This is a genomic window from Xylocopilactobacillus apis (assembly GCF_033095965.1).
Taxonomy (GTDB): Bacteria; Bacillota; Bacilli; order Lactobacillales; family Lactobacillaceae; genus Xylocopilactobacillus; species Xylocopilactobacillus apis.
Window position 1 is genome coordinate 2,195,761 of record NZ_AP026801.1, and the last position, 21,244, is coordinate 2,217,004.

The following is a 21,244-nucleotide window of genomic DNA, read 5'->3' on the forward strand; positions in this document are numbered from 1 at the left end:
TTTAATTTTTATCATTTGATATTTTTTTAGGGTCATCAGCAGATCCTTTAACTTTGTTTGAAGATTTATCTTTACCATTTGCCAGTTTTGTTTCAGAATTTAAATCCTCTTTTTCTCCAGATTCACTTTCAACCTGGTCCTTAATTTTTTGATAGTAATAAAAATAAATAGTTAAAAGGTCAATTACGTCTGATTCTTTTGCTAAATTGGGAATAAAAATTTTTTCCAATAACACCGGATCTGAGTAAACAAGAGTGAAAAAGAGTATTCCCAAAAGTATACTTGAAATAATAAGAATAAATACTTGTACTTCGATATGTTTTAACTTATTAAAAATATCAAGAAACATGGGTATTAATATTATGGAAATTATTATCCATCCCGCATATCGAAAATTCTTATTTCTTTTAGCACTTCTTGAAAAATAATTAGAAAAAATTTCTATATAACTTTTGGGATCATCAATATTAATTTTTATCGTAAAGTTACTTTGTTTTATTGAATTATACGTAAATCTTAATAATGTTTTGAACTCATAAGCATTTCCTTCACCCCTATTAATTGCTGAATTTAATAACTTGTAATAATTATCTCGTTTATCTGAATTACGCAAATTTTTTATATCTTTAAAAATAAAAAATATAAAAAGAATTGTAAATATTAAAAACATTACAATTAATGTATCTAGCCAAAAATTAACTGAAAAAAAGATATTTTTGTTCAATTTAAATGGAAAATAAGGAAATTTAAAAGATTTAGAGTTTTTTTCTACTGTAATTTTATTTGAAAATAGGCCTAACAAAATAAACAAAGCTACATAACAAATGATCATTGCGTAATAAAAAATAAGGGAAGTTGAAAAAGCTTTTACACTAAGTTTTTCTTTCTTTAATTTTTTATAGATCTTATTTATCAATTGATATAATTCTTCGTCATAATTTAATCCATATTGTTCTCTCACTTCTAGCATTTTTGTGATGTCTGTATGATCATGTGGTCCATTACCATCTGACGTACCCATTAATTTTCCCCTTCAAAAATTAAAAATTCCTTTTATTATTTCATAAATCGTAATTAAATTTAAAGTAATTTTTTTAAATAAATTTTAATTTTTTGAGATTAAGATCTCATTGAACCGATTTAATTTATACTTGATTAATAATATAAATGATCTAAAGTCCGATTTAATTAATTATATATTAGATAGCTACTATTACATTTTCACGAACATCAAAGAAGATAGGCAAACGAAACATTGTCCTAACTTCAATAAAACCATTTCTAACGTTTATTTAAACCCTCTTGAAATTAAATGGTCATTGGGGCAAAATATCTAAGAGCTAAATTAGAATGATTCGTGTCAAGAATAATTATAATTGTGAATCAATTTTTTGTTATTACTTGGTTTAAAATTATAATTGAACGAATATAACTCAAGCTATAGAAATTACTAACTTAATTTAGATAATATTTACCTAGTTAGTAGTGGATTGTTAAATGCTCAAGTTAATCTTGCTTTAAAACAGAAACTAAGGAGCTTACGAATGACAACCCCAAAATATCAAGAAATATCAAACCATTTAATTAATGAAATTAATAATGGTACTTTTAGTTTTATAGTGAAGCCGAGATATGTAATCGTTATCACGTTAGTTCAACCACAGCGGTAAAAGTTTTAAATTTACTACAAGAGAAAAAATACGTTGTAAGACTTCAAGGAAAAGGCACTTTTGTTTCAAAAGAAGATCACCAGCAGCTAGTGCAAATTAGTAAATTAAACGTGAATAATAAAATACCTGAAAGCACAAAAGTATTATCAGTAAAAGAAAAGAACAGTAACGACATTCAAGCTAAGCTTCACTTAACGTCGAACGAGAAGTATATAGAAATTAAACAGCTCTGTTCAGTTGGCAATAACATAACTGAATACATAATTAGTTATATCAATGGCAAACATTTAAAAATGCGCCCTCATGCTCCTCTTGACTACTATGCTTCAATATATCAGCGAATTATTGAAGATTGTGACCTTGATCCATATAAGATGCATTACTCTCAGATCTGTAAAGCAATTGTTGTAGAAGATTCTCAAATTTTAAATTACTTTAACTGCGATCAAAAAAGCAAATTATTTATTCGCAACAAAAAAACTACTTTTCTTCCCACAAGCCATACAGAAGGTTTAGAATACTCTATAACTTATAAAGATCCGCTGTATTGGGGAGTCAAAATTGAATCAATCAATTCATAGAAAAGCCCTTCTTTTTCGATTTTTGAAAAGGAAGGGTTTCGTTTTACTTCAACTGAAAAATAACTTACGAGATAAGATCCCGAATATCCTCCAATAACAATACTTATTAATGTTATTTTTTTATTTCTATAATACAGATATTTTTACTGATATAATATAAATGCTTAAGCATTGCCAAAATGGAGGAAATCAAAATGAGGAATGTAACTGATTATGCCAAATTCTTTTTAAAAAATGGTTTTGATTCTCACCCTGATACTTTTGATGGAAATATGAAACTACAAAAGCTTCTTTTTTTCGCAAATTTTATTAATTATGCCGAAAACAAAGAATTGTTGTTTCCTGAAAAAATGTGTGCTTTCGAAAACGGTACCGTAATTGAAGAAGTTCGCCAAAAATACAAAAATGACTATAATTCTTTCAAACAAGATTCAATAAATTTTGATCCTGATTTTTCTCAAAAAGAGTACGATGTTTTAAATAAAACTATTGATATCTTTGGAAATTTAACTGCTAGAGAACTTTCTGAATTAAACCATCAATTCAATTTTTGGAAAAAGCGTTATCAAGCGTCAACAAACGAAAATGGTTATCATCATAAAGAATTAGCTGAAATAACAAATAAGGATTTAGATTTAGAAGTTGATAAAATGAAAGAAGTTTTAAATACTTATCAAAATAACCGGCAAATTAACCAAACTAAAGAACTAATTAATGGTGTAACCTTCTTTTACGATCCAAAAGAGATCAATATTGATGAAATTCTCCCTCAACTAGATTCATTTGAAGCAGATGAAGAATCATATACGGTTTCGATTGATGACGGACATTTGGTGATTATGTAATAGAAGCTTATTGGGGTAAAACTTGTTTTGCTGACGGTAGTATGCCTGCATATAGCCGACCATACCTAATAGTTAAAGTTTTAGAAAATGGCGTTCACGTACTGAACGTTTCCTCTAGTGCGGGGAAAGAAAATAAATTAATATTTAAAAGTAACTACTTATTGAGTAACAACTATCCTCCATTCCCGAAATCTAGTTTTGTCAAACTGGATTCTAGAAAACTTATCTTATACGATGAATTTCAGACTTTTAATTTAATGTGTAAAGGACAAAAGCTCAATCCAAAAGATTTGGATTATATTTTAAACAATTACTTAAAATGGTGTTAAAACGTTTAATGCCATATCTTGATGTTTAAGTGCTCCCCCAATAGAAAACGCCAATGAAATCAGATCTTGAATTCATTAGCGTTTTTTCTATTCGTCTAAAGCTTCACCATTGGTTTCAACAACATGTTTCATCCACTGATAAAATTTCTTTAGAGTTCTATTTAAGGTACCGTGTCCTAGATCGTCCATATCTACATAAAAAAAGCCGTAGCGTTTCTTCATTTCGCCTGTTGATAATGACACTAACTCGATTGGACCCCACATCGTATAGCCTAAACAAGGAATATGATCAATATTAATTGCATCCGCCATTGCTGAAAGATGATCTTTTAAATAATCGATTCGATAATCAGCAGTTGATCTCCAGTCAATCCCTGTAATTTTTACTGAAATGCTGCTCAATATCATTTACGAAAGTTCGAGATAATTACAAAAGAATCCAGATAAACTGAATTCCTTTTAGTCGAAATGATATTGAATTTTTAAGTCATTTAAGTGTCTGTAATCTAGATACTTCTCTCTTTGTAATCTACCTACTACAACTCCCGGATGAATTTGAATACCTTCAGAAAATTCTAATACTGCTCGACGAGAAAAATCATTTTCTTTAATGAAAGCTTTATAATCTGCAGGATTAATCAAATGATTTTGAGCAAATTGATCTGCTTCTTTTTCTAAACGATCTAAATCCAAATTATTAGTAATCCCATTATCTCCAATCGGCGTTACGATCATGTGTCCTTTTTTTCTCTGAAAAACATGTTTTATTTCATGAAATAATGTAAACCAAAATTGATCCGCATATTTACTACGATCATTAACTGCCAACAAAATCCGATCTTTGCCAATCCATTTAACAGCTCCATTAATACCACAATTTTTTAAATTTGGGAGAATTACAAAAGCCACACCAGAATTTTCGAAAATACGATTAAGTTCAGGCAAAAAAACTTCTGGATTTTGTTTCGTCATTTTCCTTATATCCGGTAACTTTGTTTTTAAATAATCTAGATCTATTGAAGATACATTTTTTTGAACAGCGATATTTAATGCCGTTTGTACCCAAGCATTAGAATTAATAATATTCTTGGATTCAACCTCTTTGACAGAAGTCCGATACTGAACCAAAAAATTTTTTTACTAAGAACCTTTAAAGTAGAGATTCTAAAATGTCTCTTTAATTCTTCGACTTTTTCTTTAAAATCTCTCGTGTTTTTTACGCAATCTAGTTTAACCCAATAGGAATAATCCATTTGTTCTAAAATTGGGCGTTCACTTTCTAGATTTCTTTCGGCATCGATTTTGGCTTTTACCTCTTTGTACTTATTATTGAGATTACGCCAAACAGTTTCTGATGTCCCTAAGGCTAGTGATAAATTTGTAATTAATTCATCATCTAGATTAATTTTGCCATTTACTAATTCACTAACTTTTTTCTTATTTGTATTTAACCTTTCTGCGAGTTCCTCTTGTGTCATTCCTTCATGATTTAAATACTCTAAAATATAATAACCCGGATGAAAGGCAATCAAATTTCCAACGCTTATTTTATTCATAATGATTTGACACCTCCTCAACTCCAATTATTTCAACTTCTCGATAAAATTCTATTAAATTATCACCTTTATTTATAAATTTAGTACCATCTATATTAATTGGTTGAATTATTAATCGATAACCGCTTCTACGACCATTTATATCCAATGCATATTTATCTTTACGATCATGAGATAATTTATGTAGATTATAAATTCTAAAAAGATTAATATCTTGTAAATTTTCAGCACTTTCTAATAAATTAACAAGAGACAAAAGACCATCTGCGTTTCTACTTCCGAATTTTTTTCTAGCACATTTTAGATCTTTGCATCGTTTCCCAATTTTTTATTTTTATACCTTACTTCGATCTTATAGGTCCATCCGTTTTTAATTAATGTTACCAAAAAAGAAACAAAATTCCAAATATTATATATAAAAATACTTTATAGTTATATTTAAATCCTTACTTCCTCCCGCAAAATCTCCGCTGCCGGTACTGGCACGCGTCCTAGTCCATCAAGTCCCACATTTAACAGGTAATTGATCCCTAAGTGGTTCAAATGATTCTTAGACTGATGAATCTCTGTCGGTGACTTCCAATTCTGATCACGATAGGAAAATCCCCACGAGTCATTCATCGTTGCCGCAGTTTCGTATAGACCGTTAGGTGATGGTTTAAACCCGCCTAACGCATTGTAATCAACATCTTTCGCTTCATTTTTACGCGCAGGAATCTCGTTATCACCAAGCGAAACGTAGTCATATTTGCCATTACCTAAACGAGAATTAATTAAGCAATTGGGCTGCAGACTCTTAACAACATCATAAATTTCCTGACTTTGCTCCAAGTTTAAAGTCATTGGAACATCGAACCACGCTGTCGCAATCTCGCCATAATTTGTCATAATTTCTTTGATCTGGGGCAAAATTTTATCGTGAAAGCATTGAGAAAAATCTTTATCATGTTGCACAAAATCCCAACTGTTATCCCAAGTAGTCCCCGCGGACTCAACATCGTTTGCTGTATAGCCTCCCCCATTAGGTTCATGCCAATCTAAATCCTGCGAATAATACACTCCAAACTTTAACCCAGCACTATCGCATGCTGAAGCAAATTCAGCAATGACATCGCGATGAAATGGTGTTGCATCATAGATATTGTAAGAATCCACCAACGAGTGATACATCGCAAAACCATCATGATGCTTGGTCGTCACTACCAAGTACTGCATTCCACAGTTCTTGGCGAGGGCAACAATCTCTCTGGCATCAAAGTAAATCGGATTAAAAATTGACGTTAACTTCTCGTATTCAGCGTTTGGAATTTGTAAGCGCGACTGAATCCACTCCGCATAATTTCCGGCTGATTTTCCTTTGTATTCACCTGCCAAAAGTGAATATAAACCCCAGTGGATCATCATGCCGTATCGAGCTTCTTTAAACCATTCAATGTTTTTATTCATGGCTTTAGAGTAAAACGTTTGCTAAATAAGTCAAGCATTAATTATTACTTAACAATATCTTTTTGCTTTAAGAATTTTTATCAATTATACTAAATAAAAAATGAAAGGGGGGTAGCTCATTGAATAAAAGAATAAGAATTCACGTAAAATGGGAAGTCATTGTCTGGGCAATTCAGCACGGTGAAAAAGATTATTCTCAATTAGAGAAAAAATATAAACTTGATCGATGGCAGAACCCTCAAAAAGAAGAAGACTACCCTACTTTGAAACAGCTTCAAAATTTTAGTAATGATACTAAAATCCCCTTTGTTTACTTAATGGATGAACAAATTCCTAAAGAAGAGAATTCATTTGTCAATTTTAGAACTATCAACAACTTAGAGGTATACCCCAGCAGACGTTTAATTGACACAATCCACAGCATGCAAACACGTCAAGAATGGTTGAAAGACTACCTTATTGAACAAAACGGTGAAATCCTATTTCAATCAATTCCCAAATTTACATTCGATAATAATCCCCAAACTGTTGCAAATAAAATTACTGAACTTTTAGATTTTTCAAAAGTTTACCAACGAAGCAGAACTGATATTGATACATTTAATGTGATTCGTAAAAGCATTAGCTCCCTAGGCATTACAGTCATGCAAAATGGAATTGTTGGAAATGATACCCACCGAACACTTGATGTTAATGAATTTCGAGCTTTTGCTTTATACGACGAGATTGCTCCAATGATTTTCATTAATTCATGTGACAGCGTTCGAGGCAAAATATTTTCTTTATTGCATGAACTAATTCATATTTTAGTTGGAGAGAACGAAATTCTAAATGTCGGACCAGATTCTCAAATCAAAAAAGAACGTTGGATTAACCAAGTTACTGTGAATATCCTGATGCCAGAGAATGTTTTTAAAGATTACATTAATGACGGTATTTCTAGTCAAGAAAATCTTAAGCGCTTAAGCAATAAATTTCATACTAGCTTAGTTTCTACCGCAATCAGAGCTAAAGAACTTAATATTAGTGATAATTGCAATGAATTAATTAAATGGGCAAAAGAACAACAATCTAAAAATCTGGTTATAAAATCAGAGAAAAAGGAAAGTGAAAAAAGGGACTTCTACACTACAGCTCTTTCGAGAGTTGACCGTAGATACGCGAGTGCGGTCATTAATAGTGAATCTAGTGGTGAACTGCCGTTAAGAACTGCTGCTTCAATGTTAGGAGTTGGTTTGAAAAGTTACTATAATTTTGTAAATAAAGTTTTGGGAATTGATTATCTCTTTGATTGACGCTCACATGAAATGGTATAATCCCGAAGTTTTTTCGAAACTATGGATTGAGCTCAACAAAAGACACGAAGTTCAAATAATTGATTACGTGAACAATGAAATTGAATACCCGGATGAACTTGTAACCTGGGTAAAAGAAAAACACCAGAAAAACGAAATCGAAATTAATGAAGAAATAATTAGTGTTTATAATAAATTAATTAAGTGGGTTAGAAATTGTTCTCGCTGGTCAGAAGCAGGTTTTGCGGAATGGCAAAAACCAGAAAAAGCTGATCCGTGGTTAATTGCAATTGCAAAAGTAAATGATTTTACGATTGTTACACTAGATGGAAATTTACGAACTTCTCTTCCTGATAAAAAATCTTTCTCCAACAAAGAACCTAAAATCAGTGCAGTCGCAAATAGATACGAAGTTTCAACAATTCCGATGTACGAACTTTTAAAAGAAATGGAATTGTCATTTTAATCTTTGTTAGCAGAAAAAAATAATATTTAATAAAAGTTGACAAAACAAAAACTGATTTGATAACATGTTCTTCATGGTGGAACAGAAAACAGTTGTGCGTCGCAACGCTCGTTCTGTTCTCTACAGAGAAAGTCTCACACTGGCGTCCAGTGGCTTGAGGCTTTTTTTTCTTTATATTTTGAAATTTTTGTATACCTAATATTTCTCATAAAAAACGAAAACCCTAGATCCGATTTTCACAGATTCTAGGATTTCGTTAGTTCGGCACCTACTCCTCGGGCCCTCCGAACTTGATCTCTATAAGATATTATACTTAACTTTTCAATTATTAAAACAAAAAAGAGTGTTTCCTACCAAAAACACTCCCTAAAAACAAGTTATAGAAGTTCTAAAATAACTTGTTAGATCAACTACAAGTATAATAATTTAGCACTGCAATAAAATCAATTTTATTTTAAAACATTTTTTACTTTGATCTTCAAAAAATACCCGCTGTAATATGCGCAAAAAAAGAACCCAGAATCAACTGAGTTCTATTTCTTTAGCTCTTAGTAAGCTTTGTAACTCGCATAGTCGCCTTGGATCCACTGATCCTTACCAACCTTGTAGAAGCCATTCTGTTTACCAGATGTCTTCCACTTGCTACCATGCTGCAACTTACGTCCTGGATAGAAGCCGTTCGTTGTACCTGCACTCTTCCACAAGTTAACTCCGTATCCCTTCTTGTAGACGATCTGTACTTCGCCTCGTAGTGGGGTAATCGTGTTAATTGGCGTGAATGACACGTACTTGCCGTTAATCCACTGGTTCTTGCCTACTGCATAGTAAACTTCTCCCTTTGTATTAACTGCTCTCTGGCTGATCTTCCATGCTGTACCATGTGCTAATCTCTGACCGGTTGCTTTGCCTGCTGGTGCATTGTATACCATAATGCCATAGCCTGGTACATAATTGATGTACCCAACCATCTTATTAGGGGTTAATGTCCATTCAGCTGCATTCTCTTTAGCCAGTACGGTAATGTTTCTAACCATTGTAGTTGTTGCACCGCTGATACTTGTTGCCTTATACGTTAACTGGTAAATACCAGGCGTATGAGTATCAACATGTCCCGTAATCGTTACCTGAGGTGTTCCGTCACTGCTCTTTGCGATTCCTTCAAAGTTAGGAAGCTTCGAGTAATCTCCGCCGTAATTGTTAAAGATTGTCCATGACCCTACGACCTTGTACTCATTCTCATTAAAGCTGTCGCCAACATTAATGGTACTGTCGGTACTGCCCTGGAAGGCAAATACAGGTGCACTTGAATCAGTTACCGTAACTGGGACCGTAATGCTTGCGGTATCTTTGGCATTGCTTGGATTAGTGTAGGTATAAACTACTGGATAAGTTCCCGGTTTTGTGACATCTACTTTACTGATATCTGCACTTAAGGAGGTCATTGGAATTCCATTGATCTTTCCGCTGCCGTCAGTAAGTCTTAGATCTGCTCCGCCACGGTAGAAGTCCCCTGGGAAGCTGTTTACGGCATTGCTGTAGTCACCGGTTCCATCAACATAACCTTTCGGCCATTGTGAGTATGAGTTCTTCGTATCAGAGTTACTGATTCCAAAGCCGCCATACATGTAGAGCGGTGAACTTACACCTCGTCCTGAGTCAGTCTGCTTGAAGCTGCCGTCATTCTGCTGCCAGCTGCCTAAGAATGAACTAACTAAGATCTGCTGTAATTTATTAGCTGCTACTTTACCTGTATTGTCTACTAAGTCAGGGTTACCAGCTACTAGTGTTCTACTTAATAAGTTTTTGAAGTTCTGTGGAACGTTAGCAGTAGTTAATACTGCACCATCATCATATGTTGTGGTATATGGACGAAGACTGACATTAAATGGATCGTTTCCGCCAGATACATCTGTTGTTGAGAATGATGGTTTTGTGTCTTGTTTAGTTGGAGCTGGAACTGCTGCCTGATCATAAACTACTACGTTTACTCTGGCTTTGCCCCAATTGCTGTAAAGACGAGGAAGGGATGGAATGTAGTAGAATGCACCTGCATCTCCGCCGTTCTGCATTAACTGTTCAACTAACTTAACACGATCCCACTTATTAGAACTGTTATCTTTATCATTAGGAGTAACTTTAGCTTTATCACCATCACCACTAATATTAACATTATATGCTTTAGCTAATGTTGTGTAGCTGTCAGGATCACTGATTGCCATTCCGTTGTCATTGGCATCAACGTCCATCGTCTTGTTGATTCCTTGTTTGCCGTCAGCTGCATTTTCGGTTGATTGAACAACATTTTGATCATTAGCTTCTAAACCTTTTTTCGGATCATTTGGAACACCGCCAGTGGTTTTGAAGAATTTATCAGGAGCTTTAACAATTCCGATTGAATAATCATCAGAAGTACCGATCTTCTTTGAAGCTTCAGCATCTTTTTCTTTGTTGGAATCAGCTGAAATTTCGTTAGATTCGCCAATCCACTTATTTCCACTAACTGATGATTTATTAGCACTGATATCATCAGTATTTGAACCTTTATCAAACAGCTCTGAATCATAATGAGGATAACTCTTGTCAATACGAGTATAGGCGATCTGGTTGTTTACTGGACGAAGTTTAGCAAGCGAATCGGTTTTTGTATTAACAGCATTATAATTATTATAATATGATGAATTGGTATCAGAAGTATTTGTAAGTACACCGTCAATAGGTCTATCTGCGCTTTGTGAAGAACCTAATTTTACATCTCCTAAATACAGATTATAGTTATCGTAGTCTGTCTTAACGGTTTGTTTAATATCATAGAAATAACCGTGTGTAGGAGAAGGAGCATCAGAAGTTTGTTCGTATCTAGTATCCACAGTTTGTTCCCATGTAGTTTTAACGTTTCTAGCAACTGAAACTGGAACTAAATACTGAACGTTAAGTGAACGTTTGATTTTAACCTGCGGTAAATCTGACGAATCGTTCCAAGCCAAACCATAATGCAAGTCTGTATCTGAAGCAAATTGACCATTATCTTTATCTACTCTGACATTATTTTCATCAGGTGTAAGACCAGGTGTTTCCAAGAAAATTGGATCAGCATTAGAAGCATTCTGTAATATCGAATTATAGATGCTTCCAGCTAATGATGGACTTGCTGTACTACCTTGACTAATAAAATATAAGTTTGGATTTGGATCAGTAGCATCTGTATCAGCAGCTGTATAATGATCAATAGTCATTCCTGGCTTACTTTGGTCTCCATGAATACTCATTACCCCAAGTAATCCACCACGATAGGTAAGATCATCATTTACTGGAGAAATATAAGGACGCTCAGTATCTCCGAAATCATTAGAATTTGATATATAGTTTAAATAATTATTTGAATCCGTTCCCCTTTTTCCATCAGGAATTTGATATTTAGATAACTTTCTGCTTTGAGCTTCACTCAAACCACTTGCGTTAATCAGTACATATCCAACATTCTTGGCAAACTGTTTATGGACCTCATGATGGGTTTGTGTCGCAGATTTTACCACAATATTTCCATTACCATAATAGGGTCCACTACCTGTTACTTGTTCTCCTGAAGTATTGTTTGGATTTGGTACCTCCGAACTAGGTACTACAAATCCCCCTGTTTCAGCAGCATTGTTATATGAAGATCCTATCGAACCCGACCACGGTATTCCAACCAATGTACTACGAACAAATGAACCTGGTTTCAAAAATGGCTTTCCATTGTCGTCTAAATTAAACCCATCATTATTGTTAGCATCTTGAACTTGCTTCAATTCATTATCAGCTATGGTTCCATTATGGTCATGAGGATGATGAGTTCCCCCTCCCCAATTTGGCACTGAATGAGCCGTATCAGCAGTGGTAAATATTTCATTATGTAATTCTTTTCCCTTTAATTTATTTCCATCTGTCTCAATCCATCTATTATATGTATTATTTTCATTAGGAGTCGAACCTGCTGGAGGTATACTTAGATCAGAAGTCACATCTACTTTCATATTTCCACTGGGCCCATATCCTTGGCTCAAAGTTGAGTCATCAACTTTTTGAACATGTTTATTTGCATTATAAATACCCATTTTTTTAGTATTAGTGTCAGTTGTATCAACAACACCATTACCATCGGTATCCCAAATTCGTTTAGATTCCCAAGTAAGACCATTTAAGTGCAGAGACTTAGCCGTAGCGTTTGGAGCGCCCTGAATATTTACTTCTGCATTTCCCTTGATATCAGTAATCTTGTCATTATAGTCCATACTACCAATAGTATTGGCAGTACCCCTATAATTGACATACCACGGGTTCGTATATGGGAGCGTTGATAGTAATGTATTGCCATCAGTTTCATTACTATACTCACCACTGAAACTATTAGTGGAATTATTCATATCACCAGGATGTGTTACAAGCGGTTCAGCTAATCCTGCAGGATTATCAAGTCCCCCAGTAGGGAATGTACTGCCGTCATCATACTTCCCGGTAGTAAATTCAGCATTATCTTTCGCAAAAGGCAAAGCAGTAGAGATGACCGTACTGTAAGGATTACGGTAAGACTTGAAGACCATGTTGTTTAAAGGTGCTTCATAGGTAAAGCTCTTCTTGATTGACTTACCGGTTGTGTCAGTAAATGAACCGTTAGCTGCAACCTTATCCTTAATCTGCTGTTCCGTTGTACCCGTAAAAGGAGCAGTCCCGAAGATGCCGTGAGTACTGTCCCAAGCTTCACGGACCATGAATGGAGAAGCAGCATCTTTCTTGCCGTCCTTTGGCTCAAAAGCATGAACAACATTACCAAGCTGATTTTCCGCAGATGTTGGATCTAAAGTAATTGATTCTGCATCTCCACCCCCAAACGTTGAAGCTGTGTCTGGTCCTCCAAATGGATAGGTGGGCACTTCATAGTAATTATTAGTTTTATCATATTTTGCCTGATCTTTATTAATAGCGTCATTAACACCAAGACCATTAACTCCGGCACCTAAAGAAGTATTAACATCATAAGCAGGCCAAAAGTTTACAGTATTTGGAAGTCCATGCCCGAATTTATCAGTATCCATATGACTGGCCCCGATCGGCGTATCAATCCCATCTGCACTAGTATCAGCCTGATTAGGGATCCTTTTAGCTACGGTATTGTCATAATCTTGGCCAATCCCATCATTTCCAGTAGAGTTAGTGTCAAGCGGGGTATGAAGAAGCTTGTTGCTGAAATCAGTCTTCAGCCCAGCCTGAGATCCATCTTCTTTTTGTCTCGGATCAGCGACCGCAAGGTAGTTATTAACACCTTCAGCTTTTAAAACTGTATCGCTCGAAACAGGATCAATATAGCTAAAATTATCATTGTTAACAGGCGTCAGATTATCGTTAGTTGCTGCAAATTTATCAACATCATTAGTTCCAACAGTTCCTTTAGGATTAAACTGGACGTTGTAAGAGTTATCCTTAGTAGACAAGCTGCCGGAAGGGTGAGTACTAAATTCATCGCCATGAATAGCCTTCATCGGAGCAACGTTGCGGATAGAGAAGTTGCTTTGGTATTGAAGCTGATAAATCTTCTTGGCAATGACATCAGCGCTCGTCCCGCGCGGCACGACGATCGTCCCATCACCAGATTTGGGATCAACCCAAGCAGTCGACCCACCACCGGTGAGCTGAAACTTCTGATCATCGGTCAAGCCATTTCTAAGATTGGTGGTCTGATTAAAGGCCCCGTTGGTAGAGTCCCCTAACCGCGACAAGCCTTTAGAATTAGCTTCAGCTTTCTCAGACTCAGGAATATATTTAGTGCCCCAAGTACCGGAAAATGCGGGCGACTTATCGATTCTGTTCTCTAACAAAACCTTATCAGGCAGCTGATTAAAAGTCTTGTTGTTAAGTTTAAAAACGGCAGTCGCTTTTTTACCAGTAGCTTTGCTCTGGGCAACGATCGTAATGGAAGAAGTCGTTTCGCGAATAATATTTTCCGTATTTTGCGAAACGTTATCATAGCCATTAATATAAAGCTGCGCATAGGCATCATCAGGATTGCCAAAGAAGGCAGTACCTAAAACGTCAGAGATATTAACGCCGTCTTTAGACTGCGGAATTTGGCGGATGATATCTCTCGGAGTTTCGCCAGTATCAGCGAATTTATCCTCATTAGGATCAAAATTCCCAACTTGTATTCCATCAGGCGATTCAAAGCCTTGTTTAAGATAAGCACCTTTCCCAACCCGAGCATTTTTGAATGCTAGGATCTGGGAGATAAAGCCAAGAGCGAGGTTATATTTATCGTAAGTATCTTTATAACTTTGATTAGCATTATCGCCGGTAGTATCATTAAAAAGAATTTTCCGAGCGTCAGAAGTAGAGTCATTGGTAGCGATCGATAGATCGACTAATTGTTTAACTAATAGAGACGCATTAATATTTTTACTGCTGGCAAAACGCTGAGCGGGGTACCAGTCGACTGAACCGTCACTAGGTCCAGCGTTTTGAAGTAGCTGGTCATATTCACTTAAATTAGGGTTATCAACATCGTAATCCCAATTATTACCGTCAGCGTGAACATTAACTGCCTGAGCAGCAGCGGTAAAAGCACTAGAGATAGGAGACAGCAGCAGAAGAGCTGTACTCGCTACTCCAGTGCTCTAGGACCGTTAAAGTGCACAGGTAAAATAACTAAGCTGCCAGCTTGCGCAGTTCAAGCGGCGTCAAACCATTATTCTTCTGAGTACGTCTTTCCGTCATAAAATAATGAATCCCTTCTTTTATATAATCATTCAGGTTCTCCAGAGTCGAAATATCTTGCTCACACTGCTCCATCCACTCTGTCTTGAACTGGCTCCAAAAAGACTCAATAACTGCATTATCGTGCGGATTCCCAGGCCGAGACATACTTTGTTCAACCTGGTGTTCTTTCAAATAATCACGAAACTTAAACGAAGTATAAGCAGATCCGCGATCTGAATGCACTAGCGGATGAGCGTCCGGGAAAATTTGAAAGGCCTGGTCAAAAGCAGCAATTGCAGCATCTGTAGTCTTGTTCAAACTTAACGACCATCCTAAGATTTCACCACTGTATAAATCTAACACGCCACAAAGCCAAACACCTTTCTCATGATGTTCGCCGTAAGTTAAAAAAGTGGAATCACTCGCCCACACTTCGTTAATCCCCTTGCGTTCAAAATTGCGGTTAAGCTTGTTATCAACCACATACTCGGCCTCAATTTTGCTTTCTGCAGGAAGCTTCTTTCGAATCACCGACCGCAACCCCGCCTCTCGCATCAAGCGACGAACGCGCTTATGGTTAACAGTTGGCAGTTGATGATCCTGCAGCCACACATTTAATTCTGCCGTCATACTCAGATAGCCTTTAGTTTGCCTGCTCGCTTGAAAAATAACTTTAATCCTTCCTAACAATAAAGCATTAAAATCACTTTTCTGGCTTTCCTTGCGTCCACCATTGAGCCAGTAATAATAAGCGCGCCGGCTGACATGCGCAAGAGTCGTTAAGCGGCTGATTGATACAATTCCTAATTCTTCTGTATCTTGACCAAGATATTCATGATGTAAGTCTTTGATCATTTCGTAGATCTCAGTTGTCGGAGTTAACCCCTCCCTTCGACTATTTCGGATTTTTTTCGCATCAATTCCATCAGGTTTCGATCCTGCAGCTGGACTCTTAGCAACTTAACCTCACAATTTAAGCGCTGAACTTCATTCATCTCGTCAAAAGGAATTTTGCGCCCTCTTCGATCAATCAGACCACGATCCCCATCTTTTCGGTACTTTGCCACCCACGTATAAACCTGCTGATAAGATAGGTCAAACTTTTCCACCGCTTGTCGATAATCCATTTGGTGATTAAGCGTCCACTTCACAACCTCTAATTTTCGATTAAAATCAAATCCCACTGTCTTTTTGACCCCCAACATTTAGTCTCCTTGTTAATAAAAACTATAAATTCATTATATCGATTATAATTTCATAATTTGATCGTTATTCAAAAATTTATTTACACTGTGCAACTGCTGGGGATTAAGTCATTTTTGGTCAAAAAAATAGAACTCGATTGCTCGAATTCTACTCTATTAATTAATATGCTTTGTAACTTGCGTAGTCACCTTGGATCCATTGGTCATTCCCAACCTTGTAGAAGCCGTTCTGTTTGCCAGATGTCTTCCACTTGCTGCCATGCATTAACTTTCTTCCTGCATAGTAGCCGTTAGTTGTGCCTGCACTCTTCCAGAGGTTTACGCCGTATCCCTTCTTGTACACAATCTGTACTTCTCCTCTTAATGGAGTCATCGTACTGATTGGACTGAAGGATACGTACTTGCCGTTAATCCATTGAGCATTGCCTACGCGGTAGAACACGTCTCCCTTGGTATTAACTGCTTTCTGACTGATCTTCCACGCAGTTGCATGGGCTAATCTCTGACCAGTTGCTCCGCCTGCTGGAGCATTGTATACCATAATGCCATAGCCTGGTACATAGTTGATATACCCTACTGCCTTCATGTCAGTGATTGTCCAGTCAGTTGTTGCTTCTTTTGGCAGTACTGTGATGTTTCTGATCATTGTTGTACTTGCACCACTGATACTTGTTGCCTTGTAGGTTAACTGATAAATACCTGGGGTATGGGTATCAACATGTCCGGTAATTGTTACCTGTGGTGTACCGTCACCATTCTTCGCAATTCCTTCACAGTTAGGAAGTTTGGAGTAATCTCCGCCGTAATTGTTGAAGATTGACCATGATCCTACTACTTTGTATTCATGTTCATTGAAGCTGTCGCCAACATTAATTGTTGAATCAGTGCTTCCCTGGAATGCAAATACTGGAGCTGAGGCATCACTTACTGTTACTGGTACCGTAATGCTTGCGGTATCTTTGGCATTATCAGGATTAGTGTAAGTATAAACTACTGGGTAGGTTCCAGCTTTTGTTACATCTAACTTGCTCACATCTGCGGTTACGGCAGTGAATGGCACACCTTTAATCGTGCTCTTACCGTCGGCTGTCTTAAGATCTGCTGCTCCCCGGTAGAAGTCACCTGAGAAGTTACTTACTGCATTGTTATAATCACCACTGTTGTCAGTATAACCTAACGGCCACTGTGAGTATGAGTTCTTCGTATCAGAGTTACTAATCCCAAAACCGCCATACATGTATAGTGGTGAACTTACACCAGCACCTGAGTCAGTCTGCTTGAAGCTGCCGTCATTCTGCTGCCAGCTGCCAAGGAATGAACTAACTAGAATCTGCTGTAATTTGTTGGTTGAAACTTTTCCAGTAGCGTCAACTAAATCTGGGTTGCCGGCTACTAATGTCTTAGTTAATAAGTTCTTGAAGTTCTGAGGAACGTTAGCAGTAGTTAATACTGCACCATCATCATAAGTAGTTGTATATGGACGAAGGTTAACATTAAATGGATCATTGCCGCCAGATACATCTGTTGTTGAGAATGATGGTTTGGTGTCCTGCTTAGTTGGAGCTGGTACTGCTTCTTTATCATAAACTACGACATTGATGCGGGCTGTTCCAGCATTTTCTTTAACACGAGGAAGGGATGCTTCTAACCACTTAGTATTCTTAACAGTATCTACTGATTTACCAGTAACTTTAGCAACTTCGTTAGCTAAAGCATCAACAGTTGTACCTTGGTTTTTAGCTGCATCGTCAAGAGTAACTAGCTTGTAGCCTTTTTCTGCGGTGAATTCTGCTTTAGCATCTTTACCATTAGGTGCCCCAGTTAGATCATTTGCTTTTGTAGGATCACTATTCTTAGCAACTGTATCAAGAATCTTATTAGGATCACTATCTACAGTGCTGTCACCAGTCTTAGAAACCATATCGCTAGATACAGGCCCAACAGAGAAGTCTTGCGATACGAAGAAGCGACTATTATTTTTGTGTTTTGTATCTGCATCTTTAGAAAATTCACTATTAGGATTGTTGTAAAGATTAGAGTTAAATGAAGCCTTTTTAGAATCACTGCTTTGAACTATATGCTCATTTATGCTGTATCTAATATCTGGTGCCTCTAAGTCAATCACACCCTCAACATAATATTTAGATTCAAAGTTTGGACCGTCAACTTTATCTAAAGTATCAGCAGTTAAAGTCGTTGCAGGAGTTCTTATCGCGTTCACATTATAAATCAGAGGAGTAGAACCACTTGCTGAAACAACATTTTTATCCCATGTTTGTACAAAAAACTGCGAATTACCTTTAGATACTTTGTTTGCTTTTAAAGCAGCAGCAAGTTTTGCGTCAGTAGGATCTGCAATTGGTCCAGTACCAAAGCTTAAATTATCAGTAGAACTTTTGTCAGCACTGAAGTTAGGCTTACGATACACATTTCCTCCTAATCCTGGTGTTAGTGCAGCTCTAGGGGACTCAGCAGCAGCAGCATTAACACCACCTAAATTAGATCCATCAGTACCTACAACACCAAATTTTTGTAAAACTCCATCAGAAGCTGAACTCCCAATTTTCAAAGTAGTAGTACCAGCTTCAGCATCTAAATGTCCTGAACCATCCAATAAACCTACATAATAATAAGTATGTTCACCAGTTTGTATAACTTTCGCTGTACCAGCAGCTGGTAATTTCACCGTTGTATCAGCATCAAGATTTGGCTTGTCATTATTAGGATCAGCTAAATCAACTGCTTCTTGTGGCTTAATAGTTGTTTCAGTAGTAGCACCGCTATAAGGTTTTTCAGCACCCTGACTACTTACAACTGTAGAGTAAGGGTTGTTGTATGACTTGTACATCCAAGTGTTAACTGGTGCTTCATAAGTAAAGCTCTTCTTGATCCCGGCATTAGGATCAGTGCTAGCAAAGCTACCATTATTTGCAATGCTCTGAGCAATTTTGCTTGAATCTGAATCCTTAAATTGAGGATTGTCGTTTACAAAATGATTAGCATCATATGCTTCTTTTACGTAACTTGCAGGCTGGAATAAATGTCCAACCTTACCAACATTACTTAATGATTTTGGATCTTTAACTCCTGCAACATTTTGAACCCCTGTCGAACTCTTGCTATTCATATAAGTTTCAGGTTTAAGAGCGTTAGGATCGTTCACAAATGGATTAGCTTCTGAGGAACTTGCATTAGGAACGGTTGTCGCTGAACTATTACTAAAGGTTCCATCAAACATTTTATTTGTATCTAACATATGGCCTGATGCATTATTAGCTTCAGCACTTCCACCAAACCAAGCATCTTTAGATCCATTTGTGTCTGTAATAATTGGATCAGAAGAGGAATTAGTAGGCCCAGTAAAACCCGATGTTGCATTAAACACATTATTGTATTCACGATATTGCGGGTTAGATTCACTAGATGCAGAAGGACCGTTCATTCCGTACGTAATCTTTTTGGCAAAGTTAAATTTACCATCAGTTGGAATTGAAACAGTGTTAGCTGTTCCTGCACCACCAGGAGAAGCAACAGAATTTTTATCAGGTTCGTATAAGTGGTTATAAGCATGATCTCCACCCTGCACAGCCTTCATCGGAGCAGTTTCACGATATGAATTAGTGCCATCAAGTTTCTTCTTAGCAATCATATCAGCAACTTGCTTAGCAGTAGTTCCACGAGGAATCACGATCGTGCCATCGCCGTTACCGTCTGCCCAGAAAGTAGATTGTTTAGAGAACTTGATACTATCGATTTCAGATTTAGTTGCGGTTGTTAAATTCAAGCCTGCAATATCTTTACCACCGTTGTCTTTTTCTAAAGCATAAAGGCTGTTATCAACGTAGTTGTTAAGCTTAGAGCCAGTAGCTGCCTTAGGCAAAGTCTTGTTGTTCAGCTTAAATACAGCAGTAGCTTTTTTGCCAGTAGACTTACTCTGAGCAACAATCGTAATGCTTGTAGTAGCTTCACGCATGATGTTTGCTTCGTTTTGTGAAACGTTATCATAACCGTTCAAATAAACCTGAGCATAAGCATCATCAGCGTTACCAAAGAATGCGCCGCCTAAGACATCAGAAATATTTTTACCGATGCTGCTAGCGTTATCTTTTGGATCTTTTGTTAAATTACCGTCGATAGCAACAGGGTCATCCTTACCTCTATTTGTGTCGCCATCTTCACCACTAGGTTCAGCGTTCTGTTCGAGCTTAGCACCAAGACCAGTTTTAGTATTGTTCATGTTCAAAATCTGAGCGATAAATCCAAACGCTAGCTCATAATTATTATAAGTATCTTTGTATTCTGGACGAATAGTATTAAGACTTCCCGTCGTATCACTGAATAAAATCTTACGTGCATTCGAGCTAGAATCGTTAGTAGCGATCGAAAGGTCGATTAACTGCTTAACTAATTTCTGGGCACTAGGATTTTCACCTAGAGCACCCTTGGTAGGATACCAATCAACGATTCCATCAACAGGGCCCGCATTCTGCAAAAGCGCATCGTACGAGCTAACACCGGGATTATCAACATCGTAATCCCAATTATTTACAGCATGGACAGTATTAGCATTTGCCACTGCACTCATTGCCCCAGCAACTGGGGATAGCAGCAACAAAGCCGTACTGGCCAAGCCAGCAATTTTAAATTTCATTAAATTCTCCTTTTTGAATAGAGTTCAACCTCTATTATAACGCATTCACTAGTAAATCAACCATAGATTTTACTAATATAAGGCATTAACTTTCAACTTTTTGATTTTTGAATTGTAACTCTCAAAAAAATAATCGCACTCGTGTCCTTTTTTAACTAGAGTTCCACGTGCATGCAGCTTATTGATCGGCCATGAAGTTTACAATTAAGTAACAAAGTTTAAAATTTCAGCATAAAAAATAGAACTCAGAAATTATCGAGTTCTATCCATTATATTAGTAAGCTCTATATCCAGCGTATTCGCCTTGGACCCATTGATCCTTGCCAATCTTGTAAAAGCCATTCTGCTTGCCAGAAGTCTTCCACTTGCTGCCATGCATTAACTTGCGTCCGGGGTAGAATCCGTTCGTCGTGCCTGCGCTCTTCCAAAGATTAACGCCGTAGCCTTTCTTGTAGACGATCTGCACTTCGCCTC

Annotated in this window: 15 protein-coding genes and 1 pseudogene; 5 read left to right on the top strand and 11 right to left on the bottom strand. The window is 36.7% G+C overall.

Annotated features, from left to right (window positions below; genetic code table 11):
• Position 1: 1 nt before the first annotated feature.
• Positions 2 to 1,021: a hypothetical protein gene (locus R8749_RS10490; protein ID WP_317696582.1), complete on the bottom strand. Its 1,020-nt coding sequence runs from the start codon at positions 1,019 to 1,021 to the stop codon at positions 2 to 4.
• Positions 1,022 to 1,544: 523 nt separating this feature from the next.
• Between R8749_RS10490 and R8749_RS10495 the strand changes: the two genes are divergently transcribed.
• The 3 genes from R8749_RS10495 (at position 1,545) to R8749_RS10505 (ending at position 3,096) form a co-directional block, all read left to right on the top strand.
• A complete protein-coding gene (locus R8749_RS10495; protein ID WP_317696584.1) occupies positions 1,545 to 1,670 on the top strand; it encodes a hypothetical protein in 126 nt (41 codons plus the stop codon).
• An 89-nt stretch (positions 1,671 to 1,759) separates the two neighbouring features.
• Positions 1,760 to 2,251 carry a UTRA domain-containing protein gene (locus tag R8749_RS10500; RefSeq protein ID WP_317696586.1) on the top strand — a complete coding sequence of 164 codons (492 nt, stop codon included), beginning with the start codon at positions 1,760 to 1,762 and terminating at the stop codon, positions 2,249 to 2,251.
• 194 nt (positions 2,252 to 2,445) lie between these two features.
• Positions 2,446 to 3,096 (top strand): Panacea domain-containing protein, encoded by a 651-nt coding sequence (locus R8749_RS10505; protein WP_317696588.1) that lies wholly within the window; start codon positions 2,446 to 2,448, stop codon positions 3,094 to 3,096.
• Between the two features lie 416 nt (positions 3,097 to 3,512).
• Here R8749_RS10505 and R8749_RS10510 read toward each other — a convergent pair.
• The 5 genes and pseudogenes from R8749_RS10510 to R8749_RS10530 form a co-directional block, all read right to left on the bottom strand.
• A pseudogene (locus R8749_RS10510) lies at positions 3,513 to 3,776 on the bottom strand (family 1 glycosylhydrolase); the annotation flags it as partial.
• A 108-nt stretch (positions 3,777 to 3,884) separates the two neighbouring features.
• Positions 3,885 to 4,397, bottom strand: a complete 513-nt coding sequence (locus R8749_RS10515; protein ID WP_317696651.1) for an ImmA/IrrE family metallo-endopeptidase — start codon at positions 4,395 to 4,397, stop codon at positions 3,885 to 3,887.
• Positions 4,398 to 4,471: 74 nt separating this feature from the next.
• Positions 4,472 to 4,981, bottom strand: coding sequence for a helix-turn-helix transcriptional regulator (locus tag R8749_RS10520; protein ID WP_317696654.1), 510 nt, complete (start codon positions 4,979 to 4,981; stop codon positions 4,472 to 4,474).
• A complete protein-coding gene (locus tag R8749_RS10525; RefSeq protein WP_317696590.1) occupies positions 4,974 to 5,237 on the bottom strand; it encodes a hypothetical protein in 264 nt (87 codons plus the stop codon). The genes R8749_RS10520 and R8749_RS10525 overlap by 8 nt, the downstream gene beginning before the upstream one ends.
• A gap of 182 nt (positions 5,238 to 5,419) precedes the next feature.
• Complete coding sequence (locus tag R8749_RS10530; protein ID WP_317696591.1) at positions 5,420 to 6,427, bottom strand: alpha-L-fucosidase; 1,008 nt, start codon at positions 6,425 to 6,427, stop codon at positions 5,420 to 5,422.
• A 119-nt stretch (positions 6,428 to 6,546) separates the two neighbouring features.
• Here R8749_RS10530 and R8749_RS10535 point away from each other — a divergent pair, with 119 nt between their 5' ends.
• Both R8749_RS10535 and R8749_RS10540 read left to right on the top strand, forming a co-directional pair.
• A complete protein-coding gene (locus R8749_RS10535) occupies positions 6,547 to 7,722 on the top strand; it encodes an ImmA/IrrE family metallo-endopeptidase (RefSeq protein ID WP_317696657.1) in 1,176 nt (391 codons plus the stop codon).
• 7 nt (positions 7,723 to 7,729) lie between these two features.
• On the top strand, positions 7,730 to 8,188 hold the full coding sequence (locus R8749_RS10540; protein WP_317696594.1) for a DUF4411 family protein: 459 nt from the start codon (positions 7,730 to 7,732) through the stop codon (positions 8,186 to 8,188).
• A 548-nt stretch (positions 8,189 to 8,736) separates the two neighbouring features.
• On the opposite strand, the gene R8749_RS10545 is transcribed toward R8749_RS10540, so the two are convergent.
• The 5 genes from R8749_RS10545 to R8749_RS10565 form a co-directional block, all read right to left on the bottom strand.
• Positions 8,737 to 14,040: an immunoglobulin-like domain-containing protein gene (locus tag R8749_RS10545; protein ID WP_317696660.1), complete on the bottom strand. Its 5,304-nt coding sequence runs from the start codon at positions 14,038 to 14,040 to the stop codon at positions 8,737 to 8,739.
• 823 nt (positions 14,041 to 14,863) lie between these two features.
• Entirely contained in the window at positions 14,864 to 15,769 is a 906-nt protein-coding gene (locus tag R8749_RS10550; protein ID WP_317696662.1) for an IS3 family transposase, read from the bottom strand.
• A gap of 23 nt (positions 15,770 to 15,792) precedes the next feature.
• Positions 15,793 to 16,119 carry a helix-turn-helix domain-containing protein gene (locus R8749_RS10555; protein ID WP_317696665.1) on the bottom strand — a complete coding sequence of 109 codons (327 nt, stop codon included), beginning with the start codon at positions 16,117 to 16,119 and terminating at the stop codon, positions 15,793 to 15,795.
• Positions 16,120 to 16,279: 160 nt separating this feature from the next.
• Positions 16,280 to 20,770 (bottom strand): immunoglobulin-like domain-containing protein, encoded by a 4,491-nt coding sequence (locus tag R8749_RS10560; RefSeq protein WP_317696667.1) that lies wholly within the window; start codon positions 20,768 to 20,770, stop codon positions 16,280 to 16,282.
• A 274-nt stretch (positions 20,771 to 21,044) separates the two neighbouring features.
• Complete coding sequence (locus tag R8749_RS10565) at positions 21,045 to 21,236, bottom strand: hypothetical protein (RefSeq protein ID WP_317696669.1); 192 nt, start codon at positions 21,234 to 21,236, stop codon at positions 21,045 to 21,047.
• Positions 21,237 to 21,244 lie beyond the last annotated feature (8 nt).